Source organism: Streptomyces erythrochromogenes (assembly GCF_040684695.1).
In the GTDB taxonomy this organism is placed as follows: domain Bacteria; phylum Actinomycetota; class Actinomycetes; order Streptomycetales; family Streptomycetaceae; genus Streptomyces; species Streptomyces erythrochromogenes_C.
Genome location: NZ_JBFBGM010000001.1, coordinates 673,788 through 693,015 on the forward strand (window position 1 = coordinate 673,788; position 19,228 = coordinate 693,015).

At 74.7% G+C, this 19,228-nt stretch carries 23 protein-coding genes; 15 read left to right on the forward strand and 8 right to left on the reverse strand.

What is annotated here, in order from left to right:
- Positions 1-187 precede the first annotated feature (187 nt).
- Positions 188-838: a hypothetical protein gene (locus AB0O53_RS02840; RefSeq protein WP_365192891.1), complete on the forward strand. Its 651-nt coding sequence runs from the start codon at positions 188-190 to the stop codon at positions 836-838.
- A 36-nt stretch (positions 839-874) separates the two neighbouring features.
- On the opposite strand, the gene AB0O53_RS02845 is transcribed toward AB0O53_RS02840, so the two are convergent.
- On the reverse strand, positions 875-2,359 hold the full coding sequence (locus AB0O53_RS02845) for a cellulose binding domain-containing protein (protein WP_365192893.1): 1,485 nt from the start codon (positions 2,357-2,359) through the stop codon (positions 875-877).
- A 232-nt stretch (positions 2,360-2,591) separates the two neighbouring features.
- Between AB0O53_RS02845 and AB0O53_RS02850 the strand changes: the two genes are divergently transcribed.
- Together AB0O53_RS02850 and AB0O53_RS02855 are read left to right on the forward strand one after the other, a co-directional pair.
- On the forward strand, positions 2,592-2,867 hold the full coding sequence (locus tag AB0O53_RS02850; RefSeq protein WP_365192895.1) for a hypothetical protein: 276 nt from the start codon (positions 2,592-2,594) through the stop codon (positions 2,865-2,867).
- A 157-nt stretch (positions 2,868-3,024) separates the two neighbouring features.
- The gene (locus AB0O53_RS02855; RefSeq protein WP_350989236.1) at positions 3,025-3,663 is read left to right on the forward strand and encodes an HAD-IA family hydrolase; all 639 of its coding nucleotides are present in this window, start codon (positions 3,025-3,027) and stop codon (positions 3,661-3,663) included.
- 88 nt (positions 3,664-3,751) lie between these two features.
- Here the strand turns inward: AB0O53_RS02855 and AB0O53_RS02860 are convergent, their stop codons facing one another.
- The 3 genes from AB0O53_RS02860 to AB0O53_RS02870 form a co-directional block, all read right to left on the reverse strand.
- Positions 3,752-4,123, reverse strand: a complete 372-nt coding sequence (locus AB0O53_RS02860) for a VOC family protein (protein WP_350989238.1) — start codon at positions 4,121-4,123, stop codon at positions 3,752-3,754.
- Positions 4,124-4,169: 46 nt separating this feature from the next.
- Complete coding sequence (locus AB0O53_RS02865) at positions 4,170-5,282, reverse strand: PP2C family protein-serine/threonine phosphatase (RefSeq protein WP_350989239.1); 1,113 nt, start codon at positions 5,280-5,282, stop codon at positions 4,170-4,172.
- A 101-nt stretch (positions 5,283-5,383) separates the two neighbouring features.
- Positions 5,384-6,208: a LysR family transcriptional regulator substrate-binding protein gene (locus AB0O53_RS02870; RefSeq protein ID WP_350989240.1), complete on the reverse strand. Its 825-nt coding sequence runs from the start codon at positions 6,206-6,208 to the stop codon at positions 5,384-5,386.
- A gap of 58 nt (positions 6,209-6,266) precedes the next feature.
- On the opposite strand from AB0O53_RS02870, the gene AB0O53_RS02875 reads away from it, so the two are divergent.
- Positions 6,267-6,671: a DUF5997 family protein gene (locus tag AB0O53_RS02875; protein ID WP_350989241.1), complete on the forward strand. Its 405-nt coding sequence runs from the start codon at positions 6,267-6,269 to the stop codon at positions 6,669-6,671.
- Between the two features lie 167 nt (positions 6,672-6,838).
- Here the strand turns inward: AB0O53_RS02875 and AB0O53_RS02880 are convergent, their stop codons facing one another.
- Both AB0O53_RS02880 and AB0O53_RS02885 read right to left on the reverse strand, forming a co-directional pair.
- A complete protein-coding gene (locus tag AB0O53_RS02880; RefSeq protein WP_365192898.1) occupies positions 6,839-7,414 on the reverse strand; it encodes a YdeI/OmpD-associated family protein in 576 nt (191 codons plus the stop codon).
- 46 nt (positions 7,415-7,460) lie between these two features.
- Complete coding sequence (locus tag AB0O53_RS02885) at positions 7,461-7,916, reverse strand: DoxX family protein (protein ID WP_350989245.1); 456 nt, start codon at positions 7,914-7,916, stop codon at positions 7,461-7,463.
- Positions 7,917-8,143: 227 nt separating this feature from the next.
- Between AB0O53_RS02885 and AB0O53_RS02890 the strand changes: the two genes are divergently transcribed.
- The 5 genes from AB0O53_RS02890 (at position 8,144) to AB0O53_RS02910 (ending at position 13,151) form a co-directional block, all read left to right on the forward strand.
- Positions 8,144-9,112, forward strand: coding sequence for a tellurite resistance/C4-dicarboxylate transporter family protein (locus tag AB0O53_RS02890; RefSeq protein WP_365192900.1), 969 nt, complete (start codon positions 8,144-8,146; stop codon positions 9,110-9,112).
- A 49-nt stretch (positions 9,113-9,161) separates the two neighbouring features.
- The gene (locus AB0O53_RS02895; protein ID WP_350989249.1) at positions 9,162-9,596 is read left to right on the forward strand and encodes a VOC family protein; all 435 of its coding nucleotides are present in this window, start codon (positions 9,162-9,164) and stop codon (positions 9,594-9,596) included.
- Between the two features lie 117 nt (positions 9,597-9,713).
- A complete protein-coding gene (locus AB0O53_RS02900) occupies positions 9,714-10,400 on the forward strand; it encodes a Rossmann-fold NAD(P)-binding domain-containing protein (RefSeq protein WP_365192902.1) in 687 nt (228 codons plus the stop codon).
- Between the two features lie 57 nt (positions 10,401-10,457).
- Positions 10,458-12,785: a phosphatase domain-containing protein gene (locus AB0O53_RS02905; protein WP_350989253.1), complete on the forward strand. Its 2,328-nt coding sequence runs from the start codon at positions 10,458-10,460 to the stop codon at positions 12,783-12,785.
- A gap of 9 nt (positions 12,786-12,794) precedes the next feature.
- On the forward strand, positions 12,795-13,151 hold the full coding sequence (locus AB0O53_RS02910; protein ID WP_365192904.1) for a PIN domain-containing protein: 357 nt from the start codon (positions 12,795-12,797) through the stop codon (positions 13,149-13,151).
- Positions 13,152-13,167: 16 nt separating this feature from the next.
- Here the strand turns inward: AB0O53_RS02910 and AB0O53_RS02915 are convergent, their stop codons facing one another.
- Entirely contained in the window at positions 13,168-13,638 is a 471-nt protein-coding gene (locus tag AB0O53_RS02915; protein WP_350989257.1) for an SH3 domain-containing protein, read from the reverse strand.
- Between the two features lie 212 nt (positions 13,639-13,850).
- Here AB0O53_RS02915 and AB0O53_RS02920 point away from each other — a divergent pair, with 212 nt between their 5' ends.
- On the forward strand, positions 13,851-14,225 hold the full coding sequence (locus AB0O53_RS02920; protein WP_030843377.1) for a YbjQ family protein: 375 nt from the start codon (positions 13,851-13,853) through the stop codon (positions 14,223-14,225).
- Between the two features lie 46 nt (positions 14,226-14,271).
- Positions 14,272-14,901 carry a class I SAM-dependent methyltransferase gene (locus AB0O53_RS02925; protein WP_350989260.1) on the forward strand — a complete coding sequence of 210 codons (630 nt, stop codon included), beginning with the start codon at positions 14,272-14,274 and terminating at the stop codon, positions 14,899-14,901.
- A 74-nt stretch (positions 14,902-14,975) separates the two neighbouring features.
- On the opposite strand, the gene AB0O53_RS02930 is transcribed toward AB0O53_RS02925, so the two are convergent.
- Positions 14,976-15,935 carry an EamA family transporter gene (locus tag AB0O53_RS02930; protein ID WP_365192906.1) on the reverse strand — a complete coding sequence of 320 codons (960 nt, stop codon included), beginning with the start codon at positions 15,933-15,935 and terminating at the stop codon, positions 14,976-14,978.
- 29 nt (positions 15,936-15,964) lie between these two features.
- On the opposite strand from AB0O53_RS02930, the gene pdxR reads away from it, so the two are divergent.
- The 4 genes from pdxR to AB0O53_RS02950 are packed head-to-tail and all read left to right on the forward strand — an operon-like array spanning position 15,965 to position 19,219.
- Positions 15,965-17,491 (forward strand): MocR-like pyridoxine biosynthesis transcription factor PdxR, encoded by a 1,527-nt coding sequence (gene pdxR, locus AB0O53_RS02935; RefSeq protein WP_365192908.1) that lies wholly within the window; start codon positions 15,965-15,967, stop codon positions 17,489-17,491.
- A gap of 44 nt (positions 17,492-17,535) precedes the next feature.
- The gene (locus AB0O53_RS02940; protein ID WP_350989266.1) at positions 17,536-18,003 is read left to right on the forward strand and encodes an LPXTG cell wall anchor domain-containing protein; all 468 of its coding nucleotides are present in this window, start codon (positions 17,536-17,538) and stop codon (positions 18,001-18,003) included.
- An 8-nt stretch (positions 18,004-18,011) separates the two neighbouring features.
- A complete protein-coding gene (locus AB0O53_RS02945; protein WP_350989268.1) occupies positions 18,012-18,695 on the forward strand; it encodes an RNA polymerase sigma factor in 684 nt (227 codons plus the stop codon).
- A complete protein-coding gene (locus tag AB0O53_RS02950; protein WP_350989270.1) occupies positions 18,692-19,219 on the forward strand; it encodes a hypothetical protein in 528 nt (175 codons plus the stop codon). The genes AB0O53_RS02945 and AB0O53_RS02950 overlap by 4 nt, the downstream gene beginning before the upstream one ends.
- The last annotated feature ends 9 nt before the right edge of the window (positions 19,220-19,228 follow it).

A 19,228-nucleotide genomic window follows, 5' to 3' on the forward strand; every position in this document is an offset into this window, starting at 1 on the left:
AACGGCCCGATTTCAAGGATTCCACCGGCCGGTCCGCGTGACCATCGGCATTTCGGCCGACCGTCCGCGGCCGAACGAACGGGCCGGACGAACGGGCCGCAGGGACCCCGCCGCCGCGGCGGACCCTCGTGCACAGGCGCGCGGACCGGCGTGCGAGTCTTGCCCGTGACCCGGGAGGAGACCACCGATGCACACGCCGAGCCGGCCCGAAGACCTCGACCACCCCGACCGGTTGTGGGCCAGGGCCGTGATCATGGCCATGGTCGACGCAGCCTGCTCCACGCACACGGAGTTCGCCCTCGACGAGGACGGCCTGTGGTGCCACAGCACGGGCGGCGACGGCTGGTGGCGCCTGAGCGTGTTCGACGAAGGACGTGCGGTGTTCTGCGGCCAGGACCCCGACGGCAGCCACACCCACGTGGGCGGCGAGCAGATCGACTTCCTGGCGGGCGGCCCCGACTGGCTCCCCTGGGAGCTCCTGCGGGACGACGCCGCCGGCAACATGTTCGGCTTCGTCTACTGGTGGGAGGACGGCGCCTGGCACCGCATCCCGTACCCGCAGGAGGTGCGCGAGGACGGGCTGGAGGGAGCCGCGCCCTGGGTGGGCTCGCACGAGGAGTTCCTCGGGCTGGCGGCTTCCTCCTTCGACGCCCCCCACGTGCACGAGCGGGCCCTCACCGAGACCGTCGACCGGTTCGCGGCGCTCGTACGGGACGGGAAGGCCGACGCCGACGCGGTCACCGCCCTGCTGGCCGCGCCGCCCGGCATCGAGGGCCGTCCCGCGCCGCGCGTCGACGTGGCGCTCGACATCGCCGGCCGCGCGGGCATCCTGGCCTGATCCGTCCGTCCGGCCGGGGCCGGCCCGGGCGTTTCGCTACTTGAGGCCGGCGAACGCCCTGGTGAAGGCCAGCGGCTGCTGCAGGATCGAACTGCACGTGGCGTCCGCGTGGTTGACGGCCCCGGCCGCGCACTGCTTGTCGCGCGTGGAGGACCACATCGCCAGCCTGCCGATGCCCTTCGACGCCGCGAACTCCACGAGCTGCGTCGCGTCCGCGACGGTGAAGACCTCGCTGGTCACGTCGTTGACGCCGATCATCGGAGTGACCGCCACGGCCTTCCACGCCGCCGCGTCGGAGAGCCCGAGGACGCTCTTGACCTGGGCCTGTGTGGCCGTCGCGGCCTGGATCGCGTACTGCCCCATGTCCCCGCTGTACGCGGGACCGTAGTCCATCGCCATGATGTTGACGGCGTCGACGCGGACGCCGTTCTTGCGGGCATCGGCCAGCAGCGCCACGCCCGGCTGGGTCAGGCCCTCGGGCATCACGGGCAGGGTGAAGGCCACGTCAAGGCCCGGGTGGGCCTTCTGCAGCTTGGCTATGGCCTGCGCGCGACGCGCGTTGGCGGCCGTGTCCGGCAGGGCCGCACCCTCGATGTCGAAGTCGACCTTGGTGAGCCGGTAGTGGTCGACGACCTTTCCGTAGGCCGCGGCGAGGTCGTCCACGGTGGCGCAGTTCAGGGCGAGTTCGTGGCCGGCTGCTCCGCCGAAGGAGACCCGGACGTCGCCGCCCTTGGCACGCAGCGCACCGATCTGCGCGGCGACCTTGTCGTTCGCGAGATCGGTGACGCCGCCCCACAGCGGTGCGCAGCCGCCACCCGAGGTGATGAAGGCCAGGTGGAACTCCTTCACGCCGGTCTGCGCGGCGGTGTCGAGCAGGTCGTACGCGGGGTACAGCGAGGTGTCCACGTACGGGGCGAACCGCGCCCCGCCCCCGACCGGGGCGGGGGCGGTCGCCGTGGGGGAGGGCGACGCGGTCCGGGTGGGCGCGGCGGAGGTGGCCGACGCGGTCGGGCCCGTGGTGGGGGCCGCGGTGGCGGTGGGGCGGGCGGTGGGGCGCCCGCTCGGCCGGGCCGTCGCGCCCTGGTCCACGGAGCACTTCACCCCGTTGATGCGGCAGCCGGTCGGATTGCCCGGCGCGCCGGAACCGCTCGCGACGAAGCCGACGGTGACGGAGGCGCCGGCGGCCAGCTGCCCGTTCCAGCCCGCGGGCTTCACGGTGACGTGCTGCCCGGCGACGGTGTGCGTGCCGTTCCACAGCGAGTCGATCTTCGTGCCCACCGGCAGGTCGAACTCCAGCGTCCAGCCCGACTGAGCCTGGCCGGTGTTGTTGGTGACGACGTACTGGCCGGTGTAACCGCCGCTCCAGGAGCTGGACTTCGTGTAGACGGCCCCGACGGAGCCGGCGTGGGCGGTCCCGGTGAGCGCGAAGGCCGCACCGCCGATCACCGCCGCCGCCACGATCGCGCCCGTGGCCCTCGCCGTACGACTCGTCCTGCGCCGGTGACCGACTGTGCTGCCCATCGCGTGCCTGCCTCTGTGTTACTGGGGAGTTGGGGTTGCGGCAGCACGCTAGCCGCCCCGAAACGGACATTCGTTCGTTTCGGGGCGGCTCTGATGAGTCTTAGGTTCCGCTTAAGGAAGGGGAAAGCGGGACATCAGGAAGCGGCCCGGCCGCCGGCTCGCGGTGTGGGGCGGTGGCGTCGGCCGTACGGTGGAAGGGGGCACGGCAACGACCGCGGGCGAGGTGTGTTCCATGCGAAGGCCCATCCGAACCGCCGGTGTCCTCACCGGCCTGATCCTCACGCTCGGCGGCATCGTCGCCGCCGCCCCGACCGCCACGGCTGACATCCCCACCTGCACGCGGATGGCCGCGCAGGCCGGTACGGCGACCACGGACGCCGTCACGGCAGCCTGTCGGCTCGGCGTGTCCGGAGACCTCCAGGGCTGCGTGAACGGTCTCACCGAGGCCGGAGTGGCGGGCGGCGCCGCGGGCGGCGCCTGCCGCCTCGCGGCCCACGAACCCCGCTGACGGGCCGCCCCTCCGACGAACTCCCGCCCGACACCCCCGCGCTGCGCTCAACTCCTTCGCGTGGCCGGGCACGTGCCGGATCCCCATCGTCAACACGGTTCGAGAGCGGCGCCGTTGTCGGGTGTCGCATACCCTGGGCGGGGGAGGAGTTCTCATCGTGACCACACGCCCTTACGACGCCGTCCTGTGCGACATCGACGGCGTCATCCGGCACTGGCCCGCCGCCGACGCGCTGGAGCGGGCCGGCGGCCTGCGCCCCGGTGCGCTGGCGGCCGCCGCCTTCGCCCCGGAGCGTCTGCAGCCCGCCGTCACCGGCGAGATCAGCGACGCGCAGTGGCGGACCGCGGTCGCGGCCGACCTCGCCGACGCCTGTGGATCCCGCGAGCGGGCCCTTGCCGCGGTCAGGGCGTGGTCGGACCTCGTCCCCGTGGTCGACGGGGAAGTGGTCGCCCTGCTCCGGGCCGTGCGGAGGACGGCGTCCGTCGCGCTCGTCTCCAACGCGACCACACGCCTGGAGCGGGACCTCGAACGACAGGGGCTCACCGGTCTGGCCGACCACGTCGTCAACACCGCCCGCATCGGCGTGGCCAAGCCCGACCCGCGGGTCTACCGCATCGCCGCCGAGCGACTCGGCGTCGCGATCGAGCGCTGCCTCTTCGTCGACGACACCGCCGCCAACGTCACCGCCGCCCGCGGCCTGGGCATGGGCGCCCTTCACTACCGCCGGGTCGACGACCTGCGCCGGACGCTCTCGCCGCTGCTCGGGGACCGGGTGCCGCAGGCCCCCGGGCACTGATTGCGGGTGCATCCCAGGGGTCCTGGCCGCAGCCGTTCCCGCGCGGGGCGTGCACCGCGTCACGTGCGTGCCCGCACAGGCCGGCGGCTCAGCCGTGGGTCGTGTCGATCACGCAGAAGCGGTTGCCCTCCGGGTCCGCCAGCACCACGAAGTCCGGGTCCTGCGGGTACGAGTCCCACTCCACGTGCCGGGCCCCGAGCGCCACCAGCCGTGCCACCTCCGCCGCCTGCTCGGCCGCGTCCGCCGCGTACAGGTCGAGGTGGACGCGGGGGCGCTCCTGGACGGGCGTGACGCTGCGCCCGAGCGCCAGTCCGGGCCCCACCCCGTCGGCCGGGACCAGGACCGTCCAGCCCTCGTCCACCTCGCCGTCGCGCGGCACGTAACCCAGCGCCCCGGACCAGAATTCCGCGGCCCGCCGCACGTCCGCGGCGCCCATGACGATCGTCCCGATGGTCAGCATGATCCGATTCTGGCAAACCCGGGCCGGCCGGGTCGTCCCCGGGGGATCAGGGCCGTGCGGGCGGTGCCGGCCGTTCGACCGCCACCATCGCGGCGTCGTCGTCGAGCCTGTTCCCGGCCGCGTGCGCCAGCAGGTCCGCGCACAGGCGGTCCAGCAGAGCCTGCGGGCGCATGCCGGCCCATGCGGCGACGCGCTCCGTGAGGGGGTAGAAGGCGCCCGCCCGGTCGCGTGCCTCCAGGACCCCGTCCGTGTACAGGAGCAGGACGTCACCGGGCCCGAAGGGAAAGGTCTCGGCGGTGACCGTCCCGGCGACGAGCCCGGCCAGACCCAGGGGCGGTGCGGGCCGGGCCACGTCGAGCCCGACGGTTTCGCCGTCGCGGAGCAGCACCAGTGGCGGCGGGTGTCCGCAGCTGACCAGGCGCAGCACCGGCTCGTCGTCCGGGATCTCCAGCACGGCCGCGGTCACGAAGCTCTCGCCCTCGTCCCCGCCGTCCAGGTCCGCGCTGACCGCGGCCTCCAGGTAGTCCACCAGGCCGGGAAGCCCGTCCTCCTGGTGGGCGGAGGCCCGGAAGGCGCCGAGGACGAGCGCGGCGTCCCCGACCGCCTCCAGGCCCTTGCCGCGGACATCGCCGATGATCAGCCGGGTCCCCGTGGCGGTGCGGGCGGCCGCGTACAGGTCGCCGCCGATCCGGGCCTCCGCCGCCGCGGCCAGGTACACCGAGGCGACGCCCAGCGGGCCGATCCGGTCGCGCAGCGGCCGCAGGACCACCTGCTGGGCGGTCTCGGCCACCGTGCGCAGCTGCACCACCTCCTTCTCGTGCACCTCCCGCAGGTGGGCGAAGAAGGTCACGAAAACCGAGATCATGATGAGCGCGATGATCTGGAAGGTGTGGTTCAGGTCCGTCAGGGTGGTGCGCGTCGCCGCGACGACCACCTGGGCCAGCACGGCCACCAGCCCCACGAAGGCGGTCATCCGGGGCCCCGCGAAGGAGGCCGTCATGGCGGGTGCGGCGGCCAGGAACGGCCCGAGGTGCACCTCGGGCGGGGCGAGGACGTCGACCACCGTCACGACGGCGATGAGGACGAACGGGGCCACCAGCTGCGCGTGGCTCAGCTGCCGGGACCGGTGGTGACGCGTGAGCGGCGGCCGGAGATCCATCCCCCCTGCATACACCGGGAGGCGATCGTGATCCCCGAAGCCAGGCCGTCGGCGGTCCGGCCGGTCCACCGACGGTTCAGCGCGATCGCGTCCCCCGGGCGCTAGGGGCGACGGCGGGGCTTGCCGCCCTTGGCTCCCTTGGCGCCGCCGGACTTGGCCCCGCCGGAGCCACCGCGCGGGTTCTTGCCCGCCGACTTCCCGGACGCGGCGCCGGATCCGCGCCGGGCGCCGCCGCCCGCGCCGCCGCCCTTGCCCGTACCGCCGGCCCTCTCGGACGGCTTGCGCTTCGCCTTCGGCTGCGCGGGCGTCTGCTGACGGCCCCGCGTGCTGTTCACCGTCCGACCGCGGACGATCCCGATGAACTCCTCCACCAGGTCGGGCGTGGGCTCCGCCTGCGGCCACGACAGCGCGACCCGCGACGTGGGCGCGTCCGAGACCGGACGGTAGGTGAGGTCCCTGCGGTGGTGCAGACGCGCCAGGGACTGGGGGACGACGAGCACGCCCACCCCCGCCGCCACCAGCTCGATGGCGTCCGCCGTCGTGGCGGGCCGTTCGATCGCGGGCTGTCCCGGCAGCTTCTCCCAGTCGAGGGTGTCGTCGAGGGGGTGCCACACGACCTCGTCGGCGAGGTCCTCGCTGGTGATCTCCTCGGCCGCCGCCACGAGGTGGTCCTTGGGGACGACGACCACGGTGGTCTCGGTGTAGAGGGGGATCGCGCTGAGGTCCGTACGGTCGACGGGGAGCCGGACGAACCCCGCGTCGGCGTCACCGGAGCGCAGTACGCCGAACACCTCGGCGGAGGAGACCTGGGCGAGGGTCAGCGGGACGTCGGGCAGCCGCTCGTTCCAGATCCGTACCCACTTGGCAGGGGTCACGCCGGGGACATAAGCGAGCCGGAACGCATGGGGTACTTCCGAGCCTGTCACCCCGCAAGGTTACCGGGCGTGGTCGGAACCCGTGCACACGCTCGATACCCTTGACCTCATGACGTCGCACCAGAACACCCAGACGATGAAGCCCGCGACCGCGGCGAAGAAGCTGGGCGTGTACCTCGAGGCCACCCCCGCAGAGTTCCAGGAGGGTGTCGTCTCGCGCAGTGAATTGAGTGCGCTCCAGGCCGACCCGCCCCAGTGGCTCCAGGAGCTGCGCCGCAACGGCCCGCACCCCCGCCCGGTGGTCGCCTCCAAGCTGGGCGTCTCCATCGCGGGCCTCGCCCGTGGCGGGGTCACCGAGCCCCTCACCACCGAACAGATCGAAGCACTGAAGCAGGAGTCCCCCGAGTGGCTCCAGCGGGAACGGGCCACCCAGGCCGACGTCCGCAAGGAAGCGGTGCGGATCAAGGAGCGCAACGCGGAGCGGGCCGAGAAGGCGCGCAAGCAGGAGTCCTGACCCGCAGCGGTCCGCAGTCCCCGGAATCCTCCGGATTCCCGTCGGGCCCCGGCCTCCCCCCTCCCGCGAGGGGAGGCCGGGGCCCGACGCCTTGTCCCGGACCGCCCGGGAGCGCCCGGACCGGCGGGACCGCCCGGACCGCCCGGGGCACCCACCGGGGCGCCGGTCTATCGCGGAGGGTCACCGGCCAGCAGGCGCACGGCCCGTTCCAGCCGGGCCCGCCTGGTCTCCGGCGTCAGCGCCTGGAGCAGGGGCAGGGCCACCTGGTAGCGCCCCGTCCGGTCCAGCGCCTCGAAGGCCGCGCGGGCCTCGGGGCGCGCGTCGAGTGCGGCTTCGAGGTCCTCCGGCACCCCCGCAGTCCGCTGCGGGGCGTAGGCGCCGACCCAGCGGCCGTCCGCCTGCGCCCTGCGCACCTCGGCGAGCCCCGGCTCGCGCATCCGGCCCGCGGCGGTCAGCGCCGCGACCTTGTCCACGTTCACCTGGGACCACAGGCTCCTCGGCCGGCGCGGCACGTACTTCTGCAGGTAGTGCAGCTCGTCGAGGGAGCGCCGCTGCCCGGAGACCCAGCCGTAGCAGAGCCCGATGTCGACGAGCTCGTCGTCGGTGACCGACGGGATGCCGGACTTCTTCTTCGCGAGCTTGATCCACACCCCCTCCTGGCGCGTGTGGTGCTCGGCGAGCCAGCTCTCGAACGCCTCGGCGTCCGCGAAGCCGACGATCTCCACCCCGTTGAGTTCGTCCATGCGCGACAGGCTAGCCGCCGTCCATCGGGGTCGCAGGAACGATTCCTCAGGCGGTGACGGTCTCGGGGCGGGTCTCGTCGCGGTGCCCGGAGGAGGCCGAGGCGCGCGACGCGAACAGGGAGTCCAGCGCGAGCGCGCCGGGTCCGGTGAACACCAGGAGCAGGAAGGCCCAGCAGAACATCGCGGAGGCCTCGCCGCCGTTCTGCAGCGGCCAGAGCGCGTCGGGCTGATGCACCGTGAAGTACGCGTACGCCATGGATCCGGAGGCGGCGAAGGCGGCCGTGCGGGTGCCCAGTCCCAGGAGGACGAGGGCGCCGGCGACCAGCTGGATGGCCGCGGCGTACCAGCCCGGCCAGGTGCCGGCCGCGACGGTGCCGCCACCGTGGGCGCCGCCGAGGACGCCGAAGAGGGAGGCGGCCCCGTGCGAGGCGAACAGCAGGCCCGTGACGATCCGGAACAGGCCGACGGCGTAGGGCTGGGCGTGGTCGAGACGTGCGTTCATGGGGGGAGGCTCCTTCGGTCGGGGACGGATCCCGAAGTCGTGCCGAACGTGCTCGAGAGCGGGCGAGCGGGATGGGGACGAGAACGAGCGAGCGAAGCGAGCCATAGGTTAGGTAGCCCTAACCGGCGTGACAAGCGCGAGTTCCGGCCAGCCGCGCCGGACGCGGCCCGGGCGCCGGTCGGCCCAGCCCGCTGGCGGCCCGCCGACCCGTGGGGTCCGCTGGAGGCGTGAGCATCCTCCCGGGTCCCGGCTGGTGGGCGGGGCTCCCGCCGGCGGCGGGAGCCGCCGTCATGGCCACGGGCATCATCTCCGTCGCCCTGCACATGACGGGACACCAGACCTCGTCGCTGGTCGCCCTGGTCATCACCGTGGCCCTGTGGCTCGTACTGGCCGTCGACTTCACGGCCCGGCTCGTCGGCGACCGGGGGCGGTTCCGTGCCGAGGCCGACACCCCGGCCGCCCTGACGGCCGTCGCCGCGACCACCATCGTCGGTACCCGCATCTCCCTCCTCGGCTGGCAGACCGTGGCCGCCGCCCTGCTCGCACTGGCCGCCGTGCTCTGGCCCGCTCTGCTGTCCAACGTCCTGCGGCACTGGCGCCGGCGCATGCCCGGAGACGCCTTCCTCGGCTGCGTGGCCACGCAGGGGCTCGCCGTCCTCGCGGCCGTCCTCGCCGCCGCCGGCCACCAGGACTGGCTGGCCCGGGCGGCACTGGCCGCCTTCTGCCTCGGGCTGCTGCTCTACGTGGCCACCCTCGTCCGGTTCGACCTGCGCGAGGTGGTGGGCGGCGCCGGCGACCACTGGGTGGCGGGCGGGGCGCTCTCCATCTCCGCCCTGGCCGGCTCCAGGCTCACCGCGTCGCCCGTGTGGTCGGGTCCGGCGCACACGGCCCTGCGGACCGTCACGCTCGTGGCGCTCGCGCTGTCCCTCGTCTGGTACGTCGTCCTCCTCGCCGCCGAACTGCGCCACCCCCGGCCGCGCTACGACATCCGGCGCTGGGCCACCGTCTTCCCGCTCGGCATGACGGCCACCGCCTGCCTCTCCGTCGCCGAACCGGCCGGCGTCGCCCTGCTGCTGCCGCTGGGGGAGGTCCTGCTCTGGATCGCCGTGGCGGCCTGGCTGGTCACCGTCGGCGTGCTCGTCTCCTCCCACCTCGCTGCTCGGCGCACCCCCCGCCGGGGCGGCCCGCCGGTGTGACGGCGCCCTTCCTGTGGCGCCGCCCCCGCCCGGTCAGTAGGGTCCCGGCATGGCGTACACGTTCCAGGTGACCATCGACTCGCCCGACCCGCACCCGCTCGCCGACTGGTGGGCCGACGCCCTCGGCTGGGAAGTGGAGCCCAGCGACGAGCCGTTCATCCGCGGCCTGATCGCCGCGGGGCACGCGACCGAGGACGACACCACCACCCACCGCGGCGTCCTCGTCTGGAAGGCGGGCGCGGCGATTCGCCACCCGGGGGGACTGGAGGGCGCGCCGCGCATCCTCTTCCAGTTCGTCCCGGAGCCCAAGACCGTCAAGAACCGGGTGCACCTCGACGTCCGCACCGGTGACGACGACCCGAAGGAACTGGTCGAGCGCCTCGTCGCCAAGGGGGCGAAGCACCTCCACGAGGGCCGTCAGGGCCCCAGCACGTGGACGACCCTCGCCGACCCCCAGGGCAACGAGTTCTGCGTCTCCCACTGATCCGCCCCCAGCCGCCCCGAGCCGCCCCGAGCCGCCCCCAGCCGCCCCCCCGAGGCACCCGGCCCCCGAAGCCCCGCCCCCGTGCGCCGCCGCCCGGCAGCGCCTACGCTTCCACGGGTGAACGTCATCCTCTTCGGCGCGACCGGGATGCTCGGCCGCGCCGTCCTGCGCGAGTGCCTGCGCGACGACTCGGTCGACAGCGTCCTGGCCGTCGGACGGTCCCCGCTCGGCGTCACCCATCCCAAGCTGCGCGAGCGGGTGCAGGACGACCCGTCCGACCTGTCCGCCGCCGGGGTCGACCCGGCCGCCCTCGACGCCTGCTTCTTCTGCCTGGGCGTCTCCTCCGTCGGCATGAAGGAGGAGGACTACCGGCGCGTCACCCACGACCTGACCCTCGCCGTGGCCCGGCCGCTCGCCGCGGCCAACCCGGGCATGACCTTCGCGTACGTCTCCGGGCAGGGCACGGACAGCACCGGGCGGGCCCGCTCCATGTGGGCCCGCGTCAAGGGCAGGACCGAGAACGACCTGCTGGAACTCCCCTTCCGCGCCTACATGTTCCGCCCCGGCATCGTCCAGCCGGCGCGCGGCGTCCCGTCCCGGACCCGGCTCTACCGCGTCCTCTACGCCGTCACCGCGCCGCTGGTCCCGCTGCTGCGGCGGTTCGCGCCGGACCTCGTCATCACCTCCGAGGCCTTCGGCCGCGCCATGATCGCCGTGGCCACTCCCGGCACCGAAGTGCCCGGCCACATCCTGCGGCCCGCGGACATCAACCGCCTGGGAACCGCTCCGACCAGGCGTAATTGAGTACCGGGCACACCCTCCCGCAAGCGAGAATGAGCCATCTCAAACCGGGAGGACCCCATGAGCCAGGAGACCCTGACTCTGCATGACCTGCTGCCCGCCCAGGCGCTGGCGGACTCGATCGACGCCGGGTACGTGACCCGCAAGGCGCACCCCGAGCTGCCGCTGTCCATCTACACCTACACGCGGACGGCCCAGTACGAGCGCGTCTGGGACGAGGTCACCACGCGCTGCCGCGGTCTCGTCGCCGACGACGAGACCGGAGCGATCGTCGCCCTGCCGCTGCCGAAGTTCTTCAACGTCGGCGAGCACGAGTCCGGCCAGCCGTACGCCCCGGCCCTCCCCGACGAGCCGTTCGAGGTGTACGACAAGGTCGACGGCAGCCTCGCGATCGTCTTCCACTACGCGGGCCGCTGGCGGGTCGCCTCCAAGGGGTCCTTCACCAGCGCCCAGGCCACCTGGGCGCAGGGCCGGCTCGACGGCGCGGACACCGCGGCCCTGCACCCGGGCACCACCTACCTCGCGGAGATCCTGTACCCGCAGAACCGCATCGTCGTCGACTACGGGGACCGGCGCGACCTCGTCCTCCTCGCGGCCTTCCGCACGGACGGCACCGAGGTCCCGCTCGCCGAGGCCGCGACCCACTGGGAGGGCATCGGTTCCGTGGTCACGGTGTGGCCCGCCATGCCCCTCGACGAACTCCTCGCGCTCACCGAGTCCAACACCCTGCCCGGCGGGTCCCCCGCGAGCGGCATGGACGCGGAGGGCTTCGTCCTGCGCTTCGCCTCCGGCGTGCGCGCCAAGGCCAAGCTGTCCGAGTACGTACGGCTCCACAAGGTGCTCACCGGCGTGACGGCGCGGGACATCTGGCGCGGCCACGGCATCCAGCGTTTCGGAGGCCTGCCCGCCAAGCAGCTCGCCCAGGGACTGAACTGCACCGTCGCCGACGTCGAGGCCTGGGGCGGGAAGCCCCTGGACGCGCTGCTGGAGCAGGTGCCGGACGAGTTCGACCACTGGGTGCGCGGGGTCATCGCCGGCCTGGAGGAGGCCGCGGCCCGCCACGAGCGCGCGATCGACGAGGCCTACGCGGGCCTCGTCCACCTGGCCGCCGACCGGGGCGCATTCGCCCGGGCGGTCGCGCAGCTGCCCGACCGTGCCGTTCGGCCCGCGATGTTCATGCGGCTCGACGGCCGGCCCACCGAGCTCACGACCTGGCGCCAGGTGCGGCCGGACGCCGCCGACCCGTACATCACCGACGAGGAGAACAGGACCGTGTCCCAGGAGGAGGACCGCACCGCGCCCGCGCAGGAGCGGTCGCCCGCGGACGAGCGGACGCCGGCGGACGAGCGGTCGCCGGCCGCGGCGCCCGCCCGCGCCCCGCAGGCGGCGCCGCGGATCCCGGCGCCGGTTCCCGCCGCGGACCGGCCCGGCCGCCCCGCGGAGCGGGAGGCACCGCTGCCCGTCGTCCACGTCATGACGGGTCTGCCCGCCTCCGGCAAGACGACGGCCGCGCGCGCCCTCCAGGCCGAGTCCGGCGGCCGCATGCGCCGCGTCAACCTCGACGACCTGCGGGCCATGCTCGACCTGCCGGACCCCGGGCGCAGCCGCGGCTACGCCCACGAGCAGACGGTCCTGGCGGTCCAGGACGCGGCCGTCCGCGCGGCCGTGGACGGCGGGTTCGACGTGGTCGTCGACAACACCCACCTGACCAAGAACATCCCGAAGCGGCTGAAGGCGGCCGTCGGCGGTCTGGCGACCTTCGTCGTGCACGACTTCACCGACGTCCCGCTGGAGGAGTGCCTGCGCCGCGACGCCGCCCGCGAACGCCAGGTCGGCGAGGAGATCATCCGCATCCTGGACGAGAAGCACCGCAACGCCCGCAAGGGCGGCTGGCGGCTGACGACGGAATGGATGAACGGGGCCTCCGGCGCGGTGGCCGCGCCGCCCGTGACGGCGTACGTCCCCGACCCGGCGCTGCCGGCGGCGGTGATGTGCGACATCGACGGCACGCTCGCGCTCACCGGCGACCGGGGGCCGTACGACTTCACGCGCTGCGAGCTCGACCTGCTCAACGAGCCGGTGCGGCACGCCCTGGACGCCTTCCGGCGCGCGGACGGCGACGTCATCGTGCTGCTGTCGGGCCGCAGCGAGGAGTTCCGGCAGCAGACCGAGTCCTGGCTGCGCCGGCACCGCGTGCCGTACGACGAGCTGTGGATGCGGGCGAAGGGCGACACGCGCCGCGACGACGTGGTCAAGGCGGAGCTGTTCGACGCACACGTGCGCCACCGCTACGCGGTGCGGGTCTCGCTCGACGACCGCGACCGGGTCGTCGCGATCTGGCGCCGCATGGGCCTGCCGACGTGGCAGGTCAACTACGGCGACTTCTAGACTCCCCGGGTGAGGAACGTCCTGATCGTCGATGCCGCGAACGTCGTCGGCTCGGTGCCGGACGGCTGGTGGCGCGACCGGCGCGGCGCGGCCGAGCGGCTGCGCGACCGGCTGGCCGCCCGGGACGACGGCGAGGAGATCGTGCTCGTCGTCGAGGGCGCCGCCCGCGGCGTCGCCTCCGTACCCGGGGTACGGGTCGAGGCGGCGCCGGGCAGCGGTGACGACCTGATCGTGGAGCTGGCCGCGGCCGGTGCGCGGGAGGGATGCTCCGTGGTCGTGGTCACCGCCGACCGGGAACTGCGCGAACGGGTCCGGGCGCACGGTGCGCGGTGCGTGGGGCCGCGTTCCGTACGCCCGGCGGGCTGACCGTGCCGACCAGGGGTCAGCGGCAGTACTTCACCTCGGAGAGGTTCTTGACGTAGCGGGCGGAGACCCACTGCTCCTTCTCGTAGGCCTTCGCGCGGTTCGGCTCCTGGCGCTCCTCGCGGTCCTCGCGGCCGGAGCCGTTCTCCCAGTCCTCGCGCTCGACGTGCAGGCGGTACCAGATGCGGTTGCCGTCGACCTTCTGGCCGTACTTCTTGCACTCGATCTCGACCTTGCTGTTCGGCTTGACGTAGCCGATCGCACGGGAATCGGTGGTCGGCTTGCTGCGGACCTTCAGCGGTCCCTTGGAGACGACCTTGCCGAACGCGTACTTGTCGTACGGGTACTCGCCCGGCTGCGCGGACGCGGGCACCTCGCCGACGATGATCTCCTGCGGGCCGTCGTCCGCGACGGCGGCGCCCACCCCGACCAGACCGAGAACCAGGCTTCCTGCGGCGAGAGCGAGGATGGTTCTGGTGGGCTTCAGCATGAGCCGACTCCTCTGTGAAGACGTCCGACCGGCCGCTGCACGCGGCGCGGGATGGCAACAGGCGGTTGCCACGGACGACTATGACGAGGCGGGGACCGGCAGCCCCGGTGACTCACCGGCTTTTAGCCCGATATGACCAATCTGTCCACTGGAGTGCGGCAGCCGTGTCCGCCCCGTTGCGGTCGCGGGCCGGCGGCGCAAGAGTGGGTCCCATGGGTATCGATGACTACGGCGGCGGAGCCGGCGCGCACGAGAGCGGCGTCCTCGTCGTGACGACCAACGACGTCCCCGGCTACCGGGTCGAGCGCGTCATCGGCGAGGTCTTCGGCCTCACCGTGCGCTCCCGCCACCTGGGCAGCCAGATCGGCGCCGGACTCAAGTCCATGATCGGCGGCGAGCTGAAGGGCCTCACCAAGACCCTGGTGCAGACCCGCAACCAGGCCATGGACCGGCTCGTCGAGCAGGCGAAGGCGCGCGGCGCGAACGCCGTGCTGATGATGCGCTTCGACGTCACCGACGCCGCCGACGTCGGGACGGAGGTCTGCGCCTACGGAACGGCCGTCGTCCTCGTCCCCGCCTCCACCTGACCGTCCCTGTACGGTGGTTGCTCCTTGAGGCGAAGGGGGCGGCCCGATGAGTCGGCGCAAGTCAGCGGCAGAGGTGTTCGACGCTCTGGGGGAGCGTTACGAGGAACTGTTCGGGCAGGTACCGGGCCAGATCGAGGCCCTCGACTGGCTCACCGCCCGGCTGCCGGCGGGAGCCCGTGTCCTGGACGTGGGCAGCGGCACGGGACGGCCCACGGCCGAGACACTGGTCCGCGCCGGCTGCGACGTCACGGGCATCGACGTCTCGCCGGCCATGGTCGACCTCGCCCGCACCCGGGTCCCCGGAGCCCGCTTCGAGCAGGCCGACGTGCGCACCTACGCGCCGCCGGCCGGCGGCTTCGACGCCGTGTGCTCCTTCTTCCCGCTGCTGGTCATGGACCAGCCGGAGGTCGCGGCGGCCCTGGACCGGATGGCCTCGTGGACCGCGCCCGGCGGGTACTTCGTGATGGCCACGGTGCCGGGGGACATCCGGGGCCTGGACATCGAGTGGATGGGCCACGAGGTCACCGTCAGCAGCCTCTCCACGGAGGACCACCTGGCCAGGCTCGCCGACCGGGGCCTGGAGGTACTGCACCACCACACCGCGACGTTCCAGCCCGCCGACGACCTGGCGGGCCCCGAGGAGCACCTGTTCTGCTACGCCCGCCGCAGGCCCTGAACAGGCCCGGCGCAGGTCCTCAACGGGCCCGCCCGCAGGCCCTGAAGGGACCTGCGGGCGGGCCGGCAGAGCCCTCACGGGGCCGTGGGTGCCCGGTCGTCGCCGGCCACGCGGCCGGTGGCCGGCGCCCGCGCGGGCACCGCCGCGGCGCGGGCCGGACGCAGCCCCGCCGCGAGGCCGGCGACTACCACCGCCATGCCCAGCCACACCGCGGGGCCGGGGACCGGCCCGCCCGTGAGGACCCCCGCGCCCGCCGCGGCCAGCGGTGCGACCCCGGTCAGCAGCCCCGCCCGGCCCGCACCCACCGCGGCCACCGTCCGGTACCAGAGGAGGAACGCCACCGCCGTGACCAGCACGGCGAGGTATCCGGCCGCCACCCACTGGCCCGCCCGCAGGGACCCCAGCTGCGAAGGCCGCTCGAACAGCACCGTGAGCCCGGCCAGCATCAACGCCCCCAGCCACACCGCGTGGACGGACACCCCCCACGCCCCGTGCCGGCGCAGCACCGGTACGGCCAGCAGCGTGAAGCCGGCCTCGCAGGCCAGCGCGAGCGCCGCCCAGGCCACACCCGCGGCATCGGTCCGGCCCGTGCCCTGGACCAGCACCGCGCCCGCCACCACCACCGGAGCCGCGAGCAGCACCCGGCGGCTGGGCCGCCGGCCCTCCAGGAAGGGCCCGAGCACGCCCAGCAGCACCGGTACGGAGGCCACCGCCACGGCGATGACGGCCGGTTCGGCGTGCGCCACCCCGCGGACGACCGCCACGTTGAACAGCACCAGGCCGCTCGCCGCGATCCCGCCCAGCCACAGCCACTCCCGGCCGCGCGGCCGCAGCACCGGCACCCGGGCGGCCCGGGCCAGCGCGAACAGCAGCAGCGCGGCGGCCGCGTACCGCACCGACTGGACGGCGAACAGCGGGGCGTCGACGAGCGCGTGGGAGACGGAGACGCTGCTGCCGACGAGCGCCATCCCGGCGACACCGGGGGCCAGGTCCCGCAGGCTGCCGGAAGGGGAGGCGGGGGTGGTGGTCTGCATGGGGTCCAGCCTGTCCGCACAATGGACCCATGAGCAGGTCCAAAGCAGGTGCCGAGGAGGGGTCCAAAAGTCCGAGCGGCTCGGACTTCCTCCAGCTCGACATCGGTCAGGCGCCGCCCGGCGGGCGCACCGAGTGGCTGGCCGGCCGGCTCCGCGCCGCCATCGCCGACGGCACCCTGCCCGTCGGCAGCCGCCTCCCCGCCAGCCGGATCCTCGCCGCCGAGCTGCGCGTCTCCCGCGGGCTGGTCACCGAGGCCTACCAGCGGCTGGCGGAGACCGGCCAGGTGGCCGGCCGGGGCCGCGGCGGGACCGTGGTCGTCGCCGCCCCGCCGCCCTCGTCCATCCCCGCCGCCGCGGCCCCCGCACCGGACCGCGGCGGCCTCGTCGACGCCCTGCGCGCGGTGCCCTGCCGGATCGACCTCTCGCCCGGCGTCCCCGACCTGACCGCCTTTCCGCGTACGGCCTGGATCCAGGCCGAGCGCCGGGTGCTCGCCGCGCTGACCCCGGCCGACTTCGGATACGGCAACCCGCAGGGCGCGCCCGCGCTGCGGGAGGCCGTCGCCGGCTGGCTCGCCCGCAACCGCGGGATCCGCGCCGACCCGGACGAGGTCGTGGTCGTCGCCGGCGTCGCCCAGGCCCTGGGGCTGCTCGCGCAGGTGCTGCGCGAGCAGGGCGTGCACCGCATCGCGGTCGAGGACCCCGGCTCGCTCGGCGCCCGCCAGCAGCTGGAGTACGGCCGGATGGAGACGGTCCCGGTCGCCGTGGACGGGTCCGGGCTGGACGTGGCGGGGCTGCGGGCGAGCGGGGCCGGGGCCGTCCTGCTCACCCCGGCGCACCAGTTCCCCACCGGGGTCGTCCTCGACGGCGAACGCCGCCGGGACCTGCTCGCCTGGGCGGCCGGGGGAGGCCTGGTCATCGAGGACGACTACGACGCCGAACACCGCTACGACCGCGCGCCCGTTCCCGCGCTGCGCGCCCTGATGCCGGAAGGGGTCTGCTACGCCGGGAGCGTCTCCAAGCTCCTCGCGCCCGCGCTGCGGCTGGGCTGGCTGCTGGTCCCGCCGCGCCTGCGCGACGCGGTGACCGCGGCCAAGCGCTACGCGGACCTCGGCAATCCGGTCCTCGCCCAGCTGGTCCTCGCCCGGCTCATGGACTCGGGCGAGCTGGAGCGGCACCTGCGCTTCGTCCGGCGACGCCACCGGCGCCGCCGCGACGCCATGCTCCGTGCCGTCGCCGAGCGGCTGCCGGGGGCCCGGGTCCACGGAGCCGCCGCCGGTCTGCACCTGATGGTCACCTTCGACGGCGCCCGCTTCGACGACACGGAGCTGGCCGCGGCGGCCCTGGACCTCGGGGTCAAGGCCCATCCGCTGTCCTGGCACCGCCACCGGCCCGGCCCGCCGGGCCTGATCCTCGGCTACGCGGCCGGCACCGCGGGGGAGATCGAGGACGGCATCGCCACCCTGGGCGCGGCCCTGGTCGGCCTGCCGGACGGCGGGCGGAAAGTTTTTCCGCAGGGGCGGCAACCTCCCGGAGGGTCGCGCGTCGTGCGGGGGTGAAGGGGCGCAGTCCCGCACCCCCGACCCGACCGTGGAGAACCACCGTGAAGAACCTCAAGCGTGTCCCCCTGGCCGTTCCCCCGGCCGTCCGCCGCACGGCCGTCGCCGCAGCCGTCGCGGGCACGGCCCTGGCCCTGGCGGGCCCGGCGTACGCCGCGAGCGGCAGCTCGGCCGCTCCCTCCCCGTCGGTCAGCGTCCCGGCCAGTGCCTCGCCCAGCGAGGGCGGCCCCCGGCCCGCCCCCTCGGTCAGCACCCCGTCGGCCACCGGAAAGGACGGCAGCAGCGCGTCCCCCAGCGCCGCCCCCAGTGCCTCCCCGAGCGCCGCGGGCGGCGGTGCCGGGCCCAGCGCGTCCCCCTCCGCGCCCGCGGCGGCACCCGGGGCGGGCGAGGGCGCCGAGCTCGCGCATACTGGCTCCTCGGCGACGACCGTCGCGATGGGGGCGGGGGCGACCGGTCTGATCCTCGCCGGCGCCGGAGCCCTCTACGCCGTGCGGCGCCGCGCGAACAGCTGAGGAACCCCGTGCTCCACCTCGCACCACCCGTCGGCCCCCTCACGCCCGGTCTCGGCCGGGCGTGGCGGGGCCTGTGGTCGTTGCTGCGCCGCGAGCGCTCCACCGCCCCGCGGGTCCCGCCCCGGCCGTACGGTCCGGCGTACCGCTCTCCGTACGGCGCTCCCCGCGCCCACGACCACGACCACCCGGGCGGCCAGGCCCCGGGACCGCCCACCGTCACCGAGCTCTACCACGCGCACCGGCTGGGCATGGTCCGGCTGGCGGTGCTGCTCGTCGACGACCTCGCCACCGCCGAGGACGTGGTCCAGGACGCCTTCACCGCCCTGTACCGGCGCCACGGGGAGCAGATCACCGAGGTCGACAACGCCCTCGGCTACCTGCGCACCTCGGTCGTCAACACCGCGCGGTCGGTCCTGCGCCGCAGGCGCACCGCACGGGCCTGGACCCCGCCGCCCGCGGTCGACATACCGTCCGCCGAGGACCGCGTGGTCCTGGACGAGGCGCACCGCGAGGTGCTCGCCGCGCTGGCCCGCCTGACACCCCGCCGCCGGCAGGTCCTCGTACTGCGGTACTGGGCCGACCTCAGCGAGGCGGAGATAGCGACCACCCTGGGCATCAGCCGGGGCGCGGTGAAGTCCAACGCGAGCCGCGGCCTGGACGCGCTGGAACGGAATCTGGAGGGACGGATATGACGCCCGACGGCGAGCGCCTCGGCGAACACCCGGGCGAGCGCCCCGTGGAGCGCAGGCTGCGGCAGGCGCTCGACGCGCGCGCCGACAGCATCGACGTCCGCCGGCTGCGCCCGGCGAGTCCGCCCGCGGCGCGGGGCGGACGGCGCCCCGTGGAACGGCTGAGGCGGTTCGCGCTGCCGCTGGCGGGTCTGGTGGCGGCAGCGGCAGCCGGGATCGGATACCTGCTGTTCGCCCCGGACGCGGAGCCCGGGCCGCAGCTGCCCGCGACCCCGCCGCGGGTGACGAACCCGAGTCCGTCCACCGGGGCTCCGCCGTCACCCTCGCCGAGCAGGCCGGGCGCGACTCCGAGCGGGGACGCCTCGCAGGGGCCGTCCGGATCCCCGACGCCCTCCCGGTCGGCGGGCCCGACGGCCCAGGCGTCCCCGCCGCGGCCGGGATCGGTGACGCCGTCGCCCGGCCCGCCCGGCTCGTCCGTGACGCCGGGTGCGGCCGTCACCTCGTCCCCGCCGTCCCCCGGGCGGTAGGCGGTAGCC